Origin of the sequence: Mesorhizobium sp. M1A.F.Ca.IN.020.04.1.1 (genome assembly GCF_003997315.1) — a bacterium.
Classification (GTDB): domain Bacteria; phylum Pseudomonadota; class Alphaproteobacteria; order Rhizobiales; family Rhizobiaceae; genus Mesorhizobium.
In genome coordinates this window covers 31,116-46,241 of the sequence record NZ_RZSN01000007.1, presented here as the reverse complement: position 1 = coordinate 46,241, position 15,126 = coordinate 31,116, and the positions used below count along the sequence as shown (strand labels likewise).

Below are 15,126 nucleotides of genomic sequence, written 5' to 3'. Positions count from 1 at the left end.
GATGCAATGCGAAGCGGCGCTCAGGCTTTGAGCGCCTCAAGCAGGCTGACTGCCGCCATCATGTCGCGCTTGCGGGCGGAGCGGCGCGCGACGGCTTCGGCATCCTGGCCCCAGTGCTCGATCTGCCAGTCTTCGTCGACATGGCCGGCGGCCCAGGCCTCCTCGCCGTCGAGCTCGCCGAAGTCGACGGCAAGCGCCAGCAGCGCTGAGCCGGTCAGCGAGGTCATGACGTGGATCGCGGCCAGACGCAGCGGCTCGGCGCGCTGGGCAAGATAAGCGCCAAGGACGGCGATCGTCTCGCGCGGCTGCTCGACATGGATGACACCTTCGGCGAGGTTGAAGCGCACGCCGAGGTTGCTTCTTGCCCAATCGAGAACCGGATCCCAGAGCCTGTTCTGACGGTCTACCAGCCCCTGCGGGCCATCGGCTCGGTAGCAAAGCAGGTCCGACGAAGCGAAGCGCAGGACATCCTCCAGCACCGCTTGCGGGTCGCTGGCCACACCGTCGAGTGCCGTGTTGGCAAGGCGCATCACCGGCATGGTCACAGGGTCGATGATCTCGCGCTGGGCGGAAAATTCGTCAGCAACCAGCGTCGCGGCTCCTTCAGTCGGCAACACCAGCAGCGCCTTTCCCGGCGTGCGGACCGGCCTGCCGTCCAGATGGACGGCAAAACCACCTTCGACCGGCACTACCGAAACCGCCTTGTAGAAGCGCTTCGGCAGCGGCGTCTTCATCTGGATCTGGGCGCGGCGCACCGGATCGGGATCTGAAAGCTGCTTTCCCGCTTCGAGGTCGTTGAGGATGTCGCGCATCTCGAACTCCTTACGCTGGGACCTGCTTGCGCGACGGCCGATTGACGATGATCAGCCCGGCCGCGATCAGGCCCAGTGCCAGGAAGATCCTGATCGTCAGCGGCTCGCCCAAAAGCACGGCGCCGCACAGAACACCGAACACCGGCGACAGGAAGGCGAAGCTGGACAGGCCCGCCGCCGGATAGCGCGTGAGCAGCCAGAACCACAAAACATAGGTGAAAGCGACGATATAGAAAGACTGGAACATCAATGCCAGTGTCGGCAATGCAGCGATTTCGCGGATCGGCGGGCCGGCGAACGGCATCACAAGGGCACCGACGACGGCGGCGCCAGCGAGTTGATAGAGCAGAAGCTTCTCGGCGCTGGTCTCGACCAGCTTCGATCGCTTGATGACGATGCTGGTCAACGCCCACAGGATGCCCGAGCCAAGACTGAGCAGATCGCCCGTCAGCGTCGCGTCATTGCCGGCGAAGATGCCGTCTGAGAACACGGCCAGAAGCCCGCAGAAAGCAAGCACGAGGCCCCCAAGCTTGCGCGCGTTGATGCGCTCGCCGAGCAAAAAATGGCCGCCGATCAGGACCCAGAACGGCATGGTGTTGACCAACAGCGTGTTGCGAGCGACGGTCGTGTATTCCAGCCCGATATAGAGAAACAGGAACTCGACGCCGAAGAGCACGCCGACGACAATGCCGGCGCTGAGCGTCCCATCCGCTTCAAACAGCTTGATGCCGCGCAACCGGCACCAGCCGAGAACGCACAGCCCGCCGATGATCGAGCGCGCGATCGATACGAAGACCGGATCGTAGCCGGCATAGGAGACCTTGGCGGCGACGTAGTTCAGGCCCCAGGACAATGTCAGCCCGACCATCATGGCGGCCGCGGTCATGTCGACCGCGTCGCGTCGGCCGAATGTATCGGCAGCACCGCTCAATTGTCGTCCTCCGCGCTCTGCTCATCGAAGCCGAGCAAGTTCCAGCTTTGGCGCATATGCGGCGGCATCGGCGCGGTAACATCGATGACGCCCTGGTCTGGATGCGGGATAACGATGCGGCGCGCGTGAAGATGAAGGCGGTTCTGGATGCCGCCGGGAAACTCCCAATTGGTGTCGGCCTCGAAATATTTGGGATCGCCGATGATCGGGCAGCCGATATGGGCGGCATGGACGCGAAGCTGGTGGGTGCGGCCGGTATAAGGTTCCATTTCCAGCCAGGACAGCGACTGCGCCGCCTGCTCGACCACGCGGTAATAGGAAACGGCATGGTCGGCGCCCTTCTCGCCATGCTTGGCGATGCGCACGCGGTCGCCGTCCGGCGTCGCCTCCTTGACCAGCCAGGTCGAGATCTTGTCCTCGCGCTTCGGCGGCACGCCCTTGACCAAGGCCCAATAGGTTTTCTTCGTCTCGCGCGCCCGGAACGCTTCCGACAGCTTGATCGCGGCAAGGCGGGTGCGGGCAACGACCAGCACGCCGGAAGTGTCGCGGTCGAGGCGATGGACGAGGCGCGGCTTCTCGCCCTTCTGGTTGCGCCAGGCCTCGAGCATGTCGTCGACATTGCGCGTGACGCCGGAGCCGCCCTGCACGGCAAGCCCGGCAGGCTTGTTGAAGACGAAGACCTTCGGGTCCTCGTGCAGCAGCATCTTGGCCAGCACATCGGCATCGCCCTGGTTGCGGATCGAATGGCCAGTGAGCGCGGCGTCGCCCTTCTTGTCGACTTCGAGCGGCGGAATGCGCACGGTCTGCCCGGGCTCGACGCGCGTGTCGGCCTTGACGCGGCCGCCATCGACGCGGACCTGGCCCGAGCGCAAGAGCTTTTGCAGGTGACCGAAGCCGAGGCCCGGATAATGGACCTTGAACCAGCGGTCGAGCCGCATGCCCGCTTCGCCGGCCTCCACAGTGATTTGTTCGACACCTGCCATGGTTACGCTTTTCCGGTTGAAAGCGGCGCCATAGCACTAAGGCAAAGAGGTTGCGAGCCAAAGACCCAACAACGGACAAAGATCGCGCCAAAGAGCTTTGCGGAGCCGCAGGCGCGGACGCTTCAGTTTGCGGCGGCCTTCTTGGCCTTGGACGAGCCGATCATCTTCCAGTTCTTGTAGAACATGGAATTGATGCGCTCGACGCTGACCGAGACGATGGCGAGAAGGTTGGCGATCAGGCCGGGGAATGGCGATGGACGGATGATATCCATGAACACGCAGTAGCGGCGTCCGTCATATTCGTTCACCGAACGGTGCAGCAGCGTGTCGTCGAAAATGTAAAGCGGGTTGTCGTGCCAGTAGTTCCTGGCGCCGTTGCACTCGACGAAAATCTCAGCCTTGACCGGCAACAGGTTGTAGAGGATGCGCAGGCTGAGCCGCAGCGGCCCGAAATGCCAGGAAGTCGATTCCTTGCCTCTGAAGACTGAGACCGCGATGGTCTTGATGTATTTGAAGTCCTTGTTGAATTCCGCGACGTTGTCGATCTTGTGCTTGCCATACCACTGATAGACATACATGCCGCGCCGACCGGTGCCGAAATTGGCGTCGATATCGGCGATGATCTCGTCCTTGCGAGCCTTGAAGACGTCGAGAACCTCGTTGACCTCGCGCTGATAGTCTGCAGGGAACTGCTCCAGCTTCCATACGCCCGGGTTCCGATAGCAAAGCAGGTCGACCAAAAGGTTGAATGGCGACAGCAGCCAGGTGAAGATGCCGTTGCCCAGGAAATAGCCGCGGAACAACGACAGATCCTTGTTTGCATTGCGCATCACGTCGATCAGACCGCAGACGATCCAGATCGTGGTCAGGATCGGGATAAAATAAAAGCCAAGCGCGAGAAGCGGGACTGCGATAGCAGCCTGACGAAGAGTCTTACGGGTTTGCTTTGTCATAGTCTTTCGCTTGGGAGCGCGATCCTGTTCGCATGAGCCAAATCACGGCGACCCCCGCCAGCCGTGCGCCTTCATAGGATTTTTCATGACGCGGCACAATCTGGAACAGGTTTGCCCGCTCACGATCGCGCCAGCCTCTCGACTTTGCTGTCATGCCGACGAAGCTTCGCCGCGAAGCACCCGAGCTCGCCGAGCCGCGGAAGCGGCTATTCCCGCTCTTTGCGCAGCTTTGCCCAGTATTCCAACCGCTTCTTGACCTCGCGCTCGAAGCCGCGCTCGGGCGGATCGTAGAAAGTGCGGCGGCCCATCTTTTCCGGGAAATAGTCCTGGCCGGAAAAGGCATCCGGCTCGTCGTGGTCGTAGCGGTAGCCGGCGCCGTAATCCTCTTCCTTCATCAGCTTGGTCGGCGCGTTGAGGATGTGCTTGGGCGGCAGCAGCGAGCCGAATTCCTTGGCCGCTTGTGTCGCCGCCTTGAAGGCGGTGTAGACGGCATTCGACTTGGGCGCGGTGGCGAGATAGACGGTGGCCTCGGCGAAGGCGAGTTCGCCCTCGGGCGAGCCGAGATAATCGTAGGCGTCCTTTGCGGCATTGGCGACGACCAGGGCCTGCGGATCGGCAAGCCCGATATCTTCCACCGCCATGCGCACCAGCCGGCGGCCGAGATAGAGCGGATCCTCACCGGCATCGAACATGCGGGCGAGGTAATACAGCGCAGCGTCCGGATCCGAGCCGCGCACCGATTTATGCAGCGCCGAGATCAGGTTGTAATGGCCGTCCTGGCCCTTGTCGTAGATCGGCGCGCGACGCTGGATGACGCGCTGCAGGCCATCAGGCCCAAACACCTCGCCCGGCTTGGCGGCGCGCCAGACCTCCTCGGCGAGCGTCAGCGAGGCACGACCGTCGCCATCGCTCATGCGGATCAGCATGGCCCGCGCCTCGTCGTCGAGCGGCAGCGCCCTGCCCTCGGTCGCCTCGGCCCGCTCCAGCAGCTTGGCGATGCTCTCCTCGTCCAGCGAGCGGAAGACGAGCACCCGCGCGCGGGACAGAAGCGCCGCGTTCAGCTCGAAGGATGGGTTCTCCGTCGTGGCGCCGACCAGCACCACCGTGCCGTCTTCCATGACCGGCAAAAAACCATCCTGCTGGGCACGATTGAAGCGATGGATCTCGTCGACGAAGAGCAGCGTCTGGCGGCCATTGGTCCTGCGCAGTTTTGCTGCCTCGAACACTTTCTTCAGGTCGGCGACGCCGGAAAACACCGCCGATATCTGCTCGAAGGCGAGGTGGGTTTCGCCGGCGAGCAACCGCGCCACCGTCGTCTTGCCGGTGCCGGGCGGGCCCCAGAAAATCATCGAGCCGAGCGTGCCGGAATTGATCAGCCGCGTCAGCGCGCCATCCGGGCCGGTCAAGTGCTCCTGGCCAACGACCTCGCCAAGGGTCTTCGGGCGCAACCGGTCAGCCAGCGGGCGGCCGGGCGGCGCCTTCTCCGGTTCATCGACGCTGAACAGATCGGCCATGCACTTTTATTTGGTTGGAACGCGGCCCCTTTTCCAGAGCCTGCTCAGTAACGCAACACCTGGCGCAGTATCTGCCCACCGCGCTCGACGGTAAACCGCCACCACCGCGTGTCCTGCTGCGCAATCTGTGCCAGCGTCGCCGCCTTATCGATGCTCGTGCCGTTCACTTCGCGCACGATGTCGCCCGGTTGGAAGCCGAAATCGGCGGCCGGTGAATCGCGGTTGATGTCGACCACGGTGACCCCCTTCGTGTCGGTGCGCAGCCCGAGACGCTGGGCAAGGCGCGGCGAAAGCTCTGCCACCTTGGCGCCGGCGAAGGGGCTGCGGCCATGCAGCGTGACCTCGCTCGGCTTCGCGCCTTCGGGCGCGCGCTCCAGCGCAATCTCAAGCGTTGCCTGCTGGCCCTTGCTGAGCACGGCGAAGGTCGCCTTGGTGCCGATCGACAGCGTCGCCATGCGGTAATCCAGCGCCTCGATACTCTCGACCGGGGTGTTGTTGAGCGACAGCACGACGTCGCCGGGCTTGAGCCCCGCCTTGCCGGCCGGTCCGGCCCCATCGACCGACGAGACCAGCGCGCCGGTCGGCTTTTCCATGCCAAGCGATTCCGCGATCTGGGGTGTCACGGCTTCAAACTCGGCGCCGATATAGGGCCGCTCGAAGAAATCCAGGCCGGCTTTGGCGGCGTCGGCGAAAGCCCTGACCATGTTCGACGGAATGGCGAAACCGATACCGATCGAGCCGCCGCTGCGGCTATAGATAGCCGTGTTGATGCCGACCAGCTGGCCGCCCATGTTGATCAGCGCGCCGCCGGAATTGCCGGGATTGATGGCGGCATCGGTCTGGATGAAATAGCCGGAGTCGGAAACGCCGATATGGCTGCGGGCAAGCGCCGAAACGATCCCGCTGGTGGTCGTCTGGCCGACGCCGAAGGGATTGCCGATGGCGAGCACCAGGTCGCCGACCTCGAGCGCGTCGGAATCGCCGATGGCGATCACCGGGAACGGCTTGTCGGCGGAGATTTTGAGCACGGCAAGATCCAGTGTCTCGTCCTTCAGCATCACCTTGGATGTGAACTCGCGCCCGTCGGCCGTCGCGACCTTCACCTCGTCGGCATCCTTGATGACATGGTAGTTGGTGACGATCACGCCGCTCGGATCGACCAGCACGCCGGAACCGAGCGAAGACTGCGCGCGCGGCTGCGCGCGGCCGAAGAACTCCTCGAAGAAGGGATCGCCCTCGAATGGCGAGGTCACCTTTGCGGTCTGCGAGGCGTAGACGTTGACCACGGCCGGCGCCGTCTGCTTGACCAGCGGCGCAAACGAAAGCTGCACCTCCTCGCGGCCGAACGGCACGCGCTTGTCGGGCCCGGAAGTGGAGTTCTCGCCCTCGACGCCATGCAAGAGATCGGTCAGCACGTCGGAAAGGCCAGGGTCGGCCGGCTTGGCGGCATCTTCTGCGAATGCCTGTCTGACGCTAGGAGCCGCGGCGAAAGCGGCAAGCGTGCAAACCGCAATAAGAAACAGCCGTTTGAGGTGCATTCCGAATCCTCCAGATCAGGCGCCATTGTCCCGACGATTGTGCAGAATGAAAGGCTAATGCACGGAAATACGATGCTTGTCGCGCAAAAGCGTGAGAACGAGAACGAAAATCCGCTCGCCCTGCTCGCTGGCTTCAGAACGAAAAAGGGGCCCCGAAGGCCCCTTGAATTCATTCGCTGAAAACCTGGCCTTATGCGGCCGCGGCTTCCTCTTCGCCGCCTTCGGCCTCGAGACGCGCGCGGTCGGCGGCGCCCTTGGCCGAGGTGTCGCGGTCGACGAACTCGATGACCGCCATGGCGGCATTGTCGCCGTGGCGGAAGCCCGCCTTCATGATGCGCAGGTAGCCGCCGTTGCGGCTGGCGTAGCGCGGTGCGATGGTTTCGAACAGGCGCTTGACGACGCCTTCATTGCCGATCTGCGCGATCACCTGGCGGCGGGCGTGCAGGTCGCCGAGCTTGCCGAGCGTCACCAGCTTCTCGACGATCGGACGCAGGTCCTTCGCCTTCGGCAGGGTGGTGACGATCTGCTCGTGCTCGATCAGAGACACGGCGAGGTTGGCGAACATCGACTTGCGGTGGCTTACGCTGCGGGCGAAGCGACGGCCTTTGAAACCGTGGCGCATGGCTCTTTTCCTTCTTTAGTTGTTCAAGAGGCCACGGCCTCTGATGGTTTTCCGCATGACCGTCGGATCGAGCGGCTCGCGCCGCCGATCCTTGGAATTCATGCTCAATACTGATCCTCGTAACGCTTGGCGAGGTCTTCGATGTTTTCCGGCGGCCAGTCCGGCACTTCCATGCCGAGGTGCAGACCCATCGCCGCCAGCACTTCCTTGATCTCGTTCAGCGACTTGCGGCCGAAATTCGGAGTGCGCAGCATCTCGGCTTCGGTCTTCTGGATCAGGTCGCCGATATAGACGATGTTGTCGTTCTTCAGGCAGTTGGCCGAACGTACCGAAAGCTCGAGCTCGTCGACCTTCTTGAGCAGCGCCGGGTTGAAGGCGAGCTCGGTGACGGCCTCGGTGGCGACTTCCTTCTGCGGCTCGTCGAAGTTGACGAACAGGCTGAGCTGGTCCTGCAGGATGCGGGCCGCGAAAGCCACGGCGTCCTCGCCCGAGATCGAACCGTCGGTCTCGATGGTCATGGTCAGCTTGTCATAGTCGAGAACCTGACCCTCGCGGGTGTTCTCGACCTTGTAGGAGACCTTCTTGACCGGCGAGTAGAGGCTATCGACCGGGATCAAGCCGATCGGCGCGTCCTCGGCGCGGTTGCGCTCAGCCGGCACGTAGCCCTTGCCGGTGTCGACGGTGAATTCCATGCGGATCTCCGCGCCCTCGTCCAGCGTGCAGATCACGTGGTCGGGGTTGAGGATCTCGACGTCGCCGACGGTCTGGATGTCACCGGCAAGCACGGCGCCCGGGCCCTGCTTGCGCACGACCATGCGCTTGGGACCATCGCCTTCCATGCGGATGGCGATTTCCTTGATGTTGAGCACGATGTCGGTCACGTCCTCGCGCACGCCGGCGATGGACGAGAACTCATGCAGCACGCCGTCGATCTGCACGGCGGTGACGGCCGCACCGCGCAGCGAAGACAGAAGCACGCGCCGCAGCGCGTTGCCGAGCGTGAGGCCGAAGCCACGCTCGAGCGGCTCGGCCACAAGCGTGGTCAGCGTCTTCTTCTTCGACGAGAACTCGATCTTGTTCGGCTTGATCAGTTCCTGCCAGTTTTTCTGGATCATGGTGTCTTCCTTCCTTTGACCCGCCACCATCCAATCGTGGCGGGCAGCCTGGAATTGCCGCGGAGGAGCGCCTTGGCGCTCACGCGGCGTTCAAAAATATTAGACGCGGCGCTTCTTGCGCGGACGGCAGCCATTGTGCGGGATCGGCGTCACATCGCGAATCGAGGTGATGGTGAAGCCGGCCGCCTGAAGGGCGCGCAGCGCCGATTCACGGCCGGAGCCGGGTCCGCAGACCTCGACCTCGAGCATGCGCATGCCGTGTTCCTGGGCCTTCTTGGCGACGTCCTCGGCGGCCATCTGGGCGGCGAACGGGGTCGACTTGCGCGAACCCTTGAAGCCCTGGGCGCCGGCGGACGACCAGGCGATCGAATTGCCCTGCGCGTCGGTGATGGTGATCATCGTGTTGTTGAAGGTCGAATTGACGTGGGCAACGCCCGACGAGATGTTCTTGCGTTCGCGACGGCGAACACGAGCGGCTTCCTTGGCCATGGTAGTCCTTTCAGTTGATCTCTACACCGCCGTAACGCCAGCGGCTCCACCTTTGCAGTGAATGGTGAATAGTGAAATGGTGAATGGTCAAAGCGCCATTCACCATTCACCACCAACCATTCACCAATTACTTCTTCTTGCCGGCGATCGCCTTGGCCGGGCCCTTGCGGGTGCGCGCATTGGTATGCGTGCGCTGGCCGCGGACCGGCAGCGAGCGGCGGTGACGCAGGCCGCGGTAGCAGCCGAGATCCATCAGCCGCTTGATGTTCATCGAGACCTCGCGGCGCAGGTCGCCTTCGACCTGGTAGTCGCGGTCGATCGTCTCGCGGATCTGCAGCACTTCCGCGTCGGTCAGCTGGTTGACGCGGCGGTCCGCTGGGATGCCGACCTTGTCGACGATCTCCTGGGCAAACTTCTTGCCGATGCCGTGAATGTACTGAAGCGCAATGACGACGCGCTTGTTGGTCGGAATGTTGACGCCGGCTATACGAGCCATGTTCTTTCATCTCCATTTGGGCCGGCCACCTTCAAAAAGGCAGGCCCGGCGCTATCTAAGTTGCCCCGCGTCCGGTGGAGGCCGGCCCTTGCGGGAGTTTCCTGGTTCAAAACAGATGCCCTGCCCTTGCGGGCAAGCAAAGTCCATGCCTGATAGGAAGACGGGCCGCCATACCCCAATGGCTTCTTCCAGTCAAGCGCAATCTTTGCTTGTCGGAGCGGCCTAGCTCACCGCCGCCGTGAGCACCTTCTCGATCTCCGCGGTCACCGCGTCGATGCTGGCCATGCCGTCAACGCTCTTCAGCCTGCCTTTGGCATAGTAGTAGCCGGTCAGCGGCGCCGTCTTCTTGTAATATTCTCGCAGGCGCTCCTCGAACACCGCCGGGTTGTCGTCCTTGCGCACCGGCTGGCCGGCCGCCTTGGCATCCTCGGCCCGCTTGACGATGCGCCCGACCAGCGCCTTGTCGTCGACGACGAGCTCGATGACGCTGTCGAGCGCGATGTTGCGCTCGGCGAGCATGGCTTCGACGGCATCGGCCTGCACCAGCGTGCGCGGATAACCGTCGAGGATGAAGCCCCTGGCGCAGTCGGGCTGGTCGATCCGCTCGGCAACGATCGCATTGACGATCGCGTCCGATACCAGCTCGCCGGCATCCATAACCGCCTTGGCCCGCTTGCCGACTTCGGTTCCGGTCTGGACGGCGGCACGCAGCATGTCTCCCGTCGAAAGCTGGGGTATGCCGTGTTTTTCTACCAGTCTCTGTGCTTGCGTCCCCTTGCCCGCTCCTGGCGGCCCAAGCAATATCAGCCTCATCTGCTCCTCTTACCCCCGCGCAACTTCGACTTCTTGATCAGGCCCTCATACTGGTGCGCGATCAGGTGACCCTGAATCTGCGCCACCGTGTCGAGCGTGACACTGACCACGATCAGAAGCGATGTGCCACCGAGATAGAAAGGTACGCCAGTCGCTGAAATCAGGAACTCAGGCAGCAGACACACCAGCACCAGGTAGATGGCGCCGATGACGGTGATCCGCGTCAGAACATAGTCGATATATTCGGCGGTGCGCTCGCCCGGACGATAGCCCGGGATGAAGCCGGAATGCTTCTTGAGCTGGTCGGCCGTGTCCTTCGGGTTGAAGACGATCGCCGTGTAGAAGAAGGCGAAGAAAATGATCATCGCCGCATAGAACGCCATATAGAGCGGCTGGCCGTGGCCCAGCGCCGCCAGGACCGTGCTCGCCCAGGCAGGCAGGTTGGTGGTCTGCGAGAAGCCGGCAACCGTTGCCGGGAGAAGCAGCAGCGAGGAGGCGAAGATCGGCGGGATGACGCCCGAGGGGTTGAGGTTCAGCGGCAAAAGCGAGGTGTCGCCTTGGAACATGCGGTTGCCGACCTGCCGCTTCGGATACTGGATGAGCAGGCGGCGCTGGGCGCGCTCGAAGAAGACGATGACGCCGATGACGACGACGGCGAGCACGATGATCGCGAGAATCAGGCTCGTGGACAGCGCACCGGTGCGGCCGAGTTCCAGCGTGCCTGAAATGGCGTGCGGCAGACCGGCGACGATGCCCGAGAAGATGATCAGCGAAATGCCGTTGCCGATGCCGCGCGCGGTGATCTGCTCGCCGAGCCACATCAGGAACATGGTCCCGCCGACAAGCGTGACGACGGTCGAGATGCGGAAGAACATGCCGGGATCGGTGACGATACCGTTGCCGCCCTCCAGCCCGACCGAAATGCCGTAGGCCTGCACCACGGCCAGCAGCACGGTGCCGTAGCGCGTGTACTGGTTGATGATCTTGCGGCCCTGCTCGCCTTCCTTCTTCAGCGCTTCCAGCGACGGGATGACCGAGGTCATCAGCTGCATGATGATGGAAGCGGAGATGTAGGGCATGATGCCGAGCGCGAAGATCGCCATGCGCTGCACGGCGCCGCCCGCAAACATGTTGAACATGCCGAGCACGCCCTTGCTCTGCGAGGAGAAGGCCTGCGCGAAAGCGTCGGGATTGATGCCGGGAAGCGGGATGTAGGTGCCGAGGCGGTAGACGAGCAGCGCGCCGACGGTGAACCAGATGCGCTTCTTCAGATCCTCGGCCTTGGCGAAGGCCGCAAAATTCAGATTGGAGGCTAGTTGTTCAGCAGCCGAAGCCATGCCTGATTTTCTCCGCTAGAGCATGATGCCGAAAAGTGTGAAGCGGTTTTCGGAAGACATCATGCTCTACTTCATTGATTATGCTCTACTTCATTGATTTCTATGTCGCGCTCGATGCCCGCAGCTCAGGCGGCGCGTGTCACCGAAGCTCACGAGATAAGCTCCGGACCGTCAACATGCAAGCGGCCGCGTTGACGCGGCCGCCTAATTGATCAGATCAAAGCGCGGACGGGCGGCAAAAATGAAACCATACCCGCCGGCCGCGCTTCAAATCGCCGTTACTCGGCGGCGGCCGCTTCCGGCAGCTTCACCGAACCGCCGGCCTTCTCGATCTTCTCGATCGCAGCTTTGGAGGCGCCGGCGACGTCGAAGCTGAGCTTGGCCTTGAGCTCGCCGTCGGAGAGCACGCGCACGCCGTCCTTGGCGCGGCGGATGACGCCGGCAGCGATCAGGGTCTCAGCCGTCACGGTCTCCTTCGCGTCGAGCTTCTTGGCATCGACGGCAGCCTGGATGCGAGCAAGCGACACGACGGTGAAGCTCTTGGCGAACAGGTTGTTGAAGCCGCGCTTCGGAAGGCGCCGGTAAAGCGGCATCTGGCCGCCCTCGAAGCCGTTGATGGCAACGCCCGAGCGTGCCTTCTGGCCCTTGACGCCGCGACCGGCGGTCTTGCCAGAGCCGGAGCCGATGCCGCGACCGAGGCGCTTCCTGGAGTGCGTGGCGCCGTCCTTGTCACGCAGATCGTTGAGTTTCATGTTTCTGTCTCCTGCGCTTCCGTTCAGGCCTCGTCCACAACGCGGACGAGGTGCTGGACGGCGGCGATCATGCCGCGCACCGAAGGGGTGTCTTCCAGCGTACGCCGCTTGTGCATCTTGTTGAGGCCGAGGCCGACCAGCGTCGCGCGCTGCTCCTTCGGCCGGCGGATCGGCGAACCGATCTGCTCGACGGTGATGGTCTTGGTAGCTTTCTTGGCCATGGTCGAAATCCCTGGTCAGCGTCGACTATTCTTCGGCCGCGACGGCGGTGCCGCGGCGGGCCTGAAGGGTCGAGTACTTGATGCCGCGCGCAGCGGCCACATCCTTCGGATGCATCTGGCTCTTCAGCGCGTCGAAGGTGGCGCGAACCATGTTGTAGGGGTTCGACGAACCCATCGACTTGGCGACCACGTCGTGCATGCCGAGCGTCTCGAAGACGGCGCGCATCGGGCCGCCCGCGATGATGCCGGTACCCTGCTTGGCGGCGCGCAGCAGAACGCGTCCGGCGCCCCAGCGGCCCTCGACGTCGTGATGCAGCGTGCGGCCCGAACGCAGCGGCACGAAGATCATGTCGCGCTTGGCCGATTCGGTCGCCTTGCGGATCGCCTCCGGCACTTCGCGCGCCTTGCCGTGGCCGAAGCCGACGCGGCCCTTCTGGTCGCCGACGACGACAAGTGCGGCAAAGCCGAAGCGACGGCCGCCCTTCACCACCTTGGCGACGCGGTTGATGTGGACAAGCTTGTCCACCATGCCGTCGTCCCGCTCTTCGCGTTCACGCTCGCGGCCGCGGCCGCCTTCCCTACGTTCCTGTGCCATATCCTAGTCCTTGTTCTTTTCCGGAAGCACGGGTTGCTGTTTGCCGGCGCCTCTAGCGACCCACCGGCGGTGAATTTCTCCTTTGCATGATCCTGTCCGAAAAGTCTGCAACTTTTCGGGATCATGCATTAGAAGCTCAGACCGCCTTCGCGGGCAGCCTCGGCCAGCGCCTTGACGCGGCCGTGATAGATGTACGGGCCACGATCGAAGACGACTTCCTTGACGCCGGCCTTCGACGCGCGCTCGGCGATCAGCTTGCCGACCGCGGCAGCAGCGGCGCTGTCGGCGCCGGTCTTGAGCGAGCCCTTCAGCTCCTTCTCCAGGGTCGAGGCGGCGGCCAGCGTGTGGCCCTTGGCGTCGTCGATGACCTGGACGTAGATGTGCTTCGAGGTGCGATGCACCGAAAGCCGCGGCCGCTCGCCGGCGACCTTCTTGAGCTGGCGGCGCACGCGCTGCGCGCGGCGCTGGGTGGTTTCTTTGGGGCTAGCCATGATTCTGTTCCTTGCCTTCAGAAAACGGGGGCAACCGTGTGCGGTAGGCCAAGCCTCCCGCGGTCGCGCCCCGCGGCGATCAAAAGTCTTACTTCTTCTTGCCTTCCTTGCGGACAATCCGCTCGTCGGCATAGCGCACGCCCTTGCCCTTGTAGGGTTCGGGACCGCGATACTCGCGGATCTCGGCCGCGACCTGGCCGACCTGCTGCTTGTCGATGCCGGAGACCGTGATTTCGGTCGGCTTCGGCACGGAGATCGTGATGCCCTGCGGCGTCTCATAGACCACGTCGTGGCTGAAGCCGAGCGCCAGCTGCAGGTTCTTGCCCTGCATGGCGGCGCGATAGCCGACGCCGGTGATCTCGAGCTTCTTCTCGAAGCCGTCCTTGACGCCCTGCAGGATGTTGACGATCTGCGTGCGCGACATGCCCCACTTGGCGCGGGCGGTCTTGGTCTGGTCGCGCGGCTCGACCGAAATCTCGGCGCCTTCCATCTTGACCAGCACTTCGTCGTTGACCACGAACTTCAGCTCGCCCTTGGGGCCCTTCGCCGTCACGGTCTGGCCGTTGACGGTCGCGGAGACGCCCTGCGGCAGCGAAACGGGTTTCTTTCCGATACGAGACATTGTTGTCTCCTCTTTCCTTTACTGCTGTGAATGGTGAATGGTGGAATGGCGAACGGCGCGGTCAAAGTCCCGTGCAGCCTCACCATTCACTATTCACCATTGACCATTCACCCTTAGAAAATCTGACAGAGGATCTCGCCGCCGACATTCTGCTCGCGCGCTTCGTGATCGGCCATGACGCCCTTCGGCGTCGAAAGGATGGCGATGCCGAGGCCGTTGGCGACATGCGGGATCGACTTGGCCGAGACATAGACCCGGCGGCCGGGCTTCGAGACGCGCTCGATTTCGCGCACGACCGGAGCGCCGTCGAAATACTTCAGCTCGATCTCGATTTCCGACTTGCCGTTCTCGAAGTCAGTCTGGCTGTAGTCGCGAATATAGCCTTCCGACTTCAGCACTTCGAGGACGCGGGCGCGCAGACGCGAGGCCGGGGTCGAGACGCTCGACTTCTTGCGGCCATAGGCGTTGCGGATGCGGGTCAGCATATCGCCGAGAGGATCGCTCAATGACATCTCAGTGTCTCCTTACCAGCTCGACTTGACCAGGCCCGGGATCTGGCCGTTGTTGCCCAGATCGCGAAGCGCGATACGCGAAAGCTTGAGCTTGCGATAGTAGGCGCGCGGACGCCCCGTCACTTCGCAGCGGTTGCGGATGCGGATCTTGGCCGAGTTGCGCGGCAGCGCCGAAAGCTTCAACTGGGCGCGGAAACGCTCTTCCATCGGCTTGGACTGGTCCATGACGATGTCCTTGAGCGCCTTGCGCTTGGCGGCGTACTGACCGGCAAGCTTGCGGCGCCGGTTGTTCTTCTCGACTGAGCTGGTCTTTGCCATTTCAGATTTTTC

At 63.2% G+C, this 15,126-nt stretch carries 19 protein-coding genes; all 19 read right to left on the bottom strand.

Annotated elements, in window-relative coordinates:
- Nucleotides 1–20: 20 nt before the first annotated feature.
- Nucleotides 21–812, bottom strand: coding sequence for an ATP12 family chaperone protein (locus EOA49_RS03390; RefSeq protein WP_127216120.1), 792 nt, complete (start codon nucleotides 810–812; stop codon nucleotides 21–23).
- A gap of 10 nt (nucleotides 813–822) precedes the next feature.
- Nucleotides 823–1,698 (bottom strand): DMT family transporter, encoded by an 876-nt coding sequence (locus EOA49_RS03385; RefSeq protein WP_067321630.1) that lies wholly within the window; start codon nucleotides 1,696–1,698, stop codon nucleotides 823–825.
- Between the two features lie 41 nt (nucleotides 1,699–1,739).
- Nucleotides 1,740–2,726: an RluA family pseudouridine synthase gene (locus EOA49_RS03380; RefSeq protein WP_127239782.1), complete on the bottom strand. Its 987-nt coding sequence runs from the start codon at nucleotides 2,724–2,726 to the stop codon at nucleotides 1,740–1,742.
- A gap of 122 nt (nucleotides 2,727–2,848) precedes the next feature.
- Nucleotides 2,849–3,679, bottom strand: a complete 831-nt coding sequence (locus EOA49_RS03375) for an aspartyl/asparaginyl beta-hydroxylase domain-containing protein (protein ID WP_095780448.1) — start codon at nucleotides 3,677–3,679, stop codon at nucleotides 2,849–2,851.
- A gap of 206 nt (nucleotides 3,680–3,885) precedes the next feature.
- Nucleotides 3,886–5,193 (bottom strand): replication-associated recombination protein A, encoded by a 1,308-nt coding sequence (locus tag EOA49_RS03370; protein WP_127243056.1) that lies wholly within the window; start codon nucleotides 5,191–5,193, stop codon nucleotides 3,886–3,888.
- A 44-nt stretch (nucleotides 5,194–5,237) separates the two neighbouring features.
- A complete protein-coding gene (locus tag EOA49_RS03365) occupies nucleotides 5,238–6,731 on the bottom strand; it encodes a DegQ family serine endoprotease (RefSeq protein WP_127239780.1) in 1,494 nt (497 codons plus the stop codon).
- Between the two features lie 190 nt (nucleotides 6,732–6,921).
- Complete coding sequence (gene rplQ, locus EOA49_RS03360; protein WP_127243055.1) at nucleotides 6,922–7,353, bottom strand: 50S ribosomal protein L17; 432 nt, start codon at nucleotides 7,351–7,353, stop codon at nucleotides 6,922–6,924.
- A 104-nt stretch (nucleotides 7,354–7,457) separates the two neighbouring features.
- Nucleotides 7,458–8,468 carry a DNA-directed RNA polymerase subunit alpha gene (locus tag EOA49_RS03355; RefSeq protein WP_059188661.1) on the bottom strand — a complete coding sequence of 337 codons (1,011 nt, stop codon included), beginning with the start codon at nucleotides 8,466–8,468 and terminating at the stop codon, nucleotides 7,458–7,460.
- Between the two features lie 99 nt (nucleotides 8,469–8,567).
- A complete protein-coding gene (gene rpsK / locus EOA49_RS03350; RefSeq protein ID WP_006205444.1) occupies nucleotides 8,568–8,957 on the bottom strand; it encodes a 30S ribosomal protein S11 in 390 nt (129 codons plus the stop codon).
- Nucleotides 8,958–9,084: 127 nt separating this feature from the next.
- The gene (gene rpsM, locus EOA49_RS03345) at nucleotides 9,085–9,453 is read right to left on the bottom strand and encodes a 30S ribosomal protein S13 (protein WP_027170351.1); all 369 of its coding nucleotides are present in this window, start codon (nucleotides 9,451–9,453) and stop codon (nucleotides 9,085–9,087) included.
- A 222-nt stretch (nucleotides 9,454–9,675) separates the two neighbouring features.
- Nucleotides 9,676–10,266 carry an adenylate kinase gene (locus tag EOA49_RS03340; RefSeq protein ID WP_127242068.1) on the bottom strand — a complete coding sequence of 197 codons (591 nt, stop codon included), beginning with the start codon at nucleotides 10,264–10,266 and terminating at the stop codon, nucleotides 9,676–9,678.
- The gene (gene secY / locus EOA49_RS03335) at nucleotides 10,263–11,603 is read right to left on the bottom strand and encodes a preprotein translocase subunit SecY (RefSeq protein ID WP_127243054.1); all 1,341 of its coding nucleotides are present in this window, start codon (nucleotides 11,601–11,603) and stop codon (nucleotides 10,263–10,265) included. The genes EOA49_RS03340 and secY overlap by 4 nt, the downstream gene beginning before the upstream one ends.
- A 278-nt stretch (nucleotides 11,604–11,881) precedes the next feature.
- Nucleotides 11,882–12,355, bottom strand: a complete 474-nt coding sequence (rplO, locus tag EOA49_RS03330) for a 50S ribosomal protein L15 (RefSeq protein WP_066989606.1) — start codon at nucleotides 12,353–12,355, stop codon at nucleotides 11,882–11,884.
- Nucleotides 12,356–12,378: 23 nt separating this feature from the next.
- Nucleotides 12,379–12,576: a 50S ribosomal protein L30 gene (gene rpmD, locus EOA49_RS03325; RefSeq protein WP_027170355.1), complete on the bottom strand. Its 198-nt coding sequence runs from the start codon at nucleotides 12,574–12,576 to the stop codon at nucleotides 12,379–12,381.
- Nucleotides 12,577–12,601: 25 nt separating this feature from the next.
- Nucleotides 12,602–13,171, bottom strand: coding sequence for a 30S ribosomal protein S5 (gene rpsE / locus EOA49_RS03320; protein WP_027046810.1), 570 nt, complete (start codon nucleotides 13,169–13,171; stop codon nucleotides 12,602–12,604).
- 128 nt (nucleotides 13,172–13,299) lie between these two features.
- A complete protein-coding gene (gene rplR, locus EOA49_RS03315) occupies nucleotides 13,300–13,662 on the bottom strand; it encodes a 50S ribosomal protein L18 (RefSeq protein ID WP_066989604.1) in 363 nt (120 codons plus the stop codon).
- A gap of 88 nt (nucleotides 13,663–13,750) precedes the next feature.
- Nucleotides 13,751–14,284, bottom strand: a complete 534-nt coding sequence (rplF, locus tag EOA49_RS03310; RefSeq protein WP_067321468.1) for a 50S ribosomal protein L6 — start codon at nucleotides 14,282–14,284, stop codon at nucleotides 13,751–13,753.
- A 113-nt stretch (nucleotides 14,285–14,397) separates the two neighbouring features.
- The gene (gene rpsH, locus EOA49_RS03305) at nucleotides 14,398–14,796 is read right to left on the bottom strand and encodes a 30S ribosomal protein S8 (RefSeq protein WP_066989600.1); all 399 of its coding nucleotides are present in this window, start codon (nucleotides 14,794–14,796) and stop codon (nucleotides 14,398–14,400) included.
- Nucleotides 14,797–14,808: 12 nt separating this feature from the next.
- Nucleotides 14,809–15,114 (bottom strand): 30S ribosomal protein S14, encoded by a 306-nt coding sequence (gene rpsN, locus EOA49_RS03300; protein ID WP_059188495.1) that lies wholly within the window; start codon nucleotides 15,112–15,114, stop codon nucleotides 14,809–14,811.
- Nucleotides 15,115–15,126 lie beyond the last annotated feature (12 nt).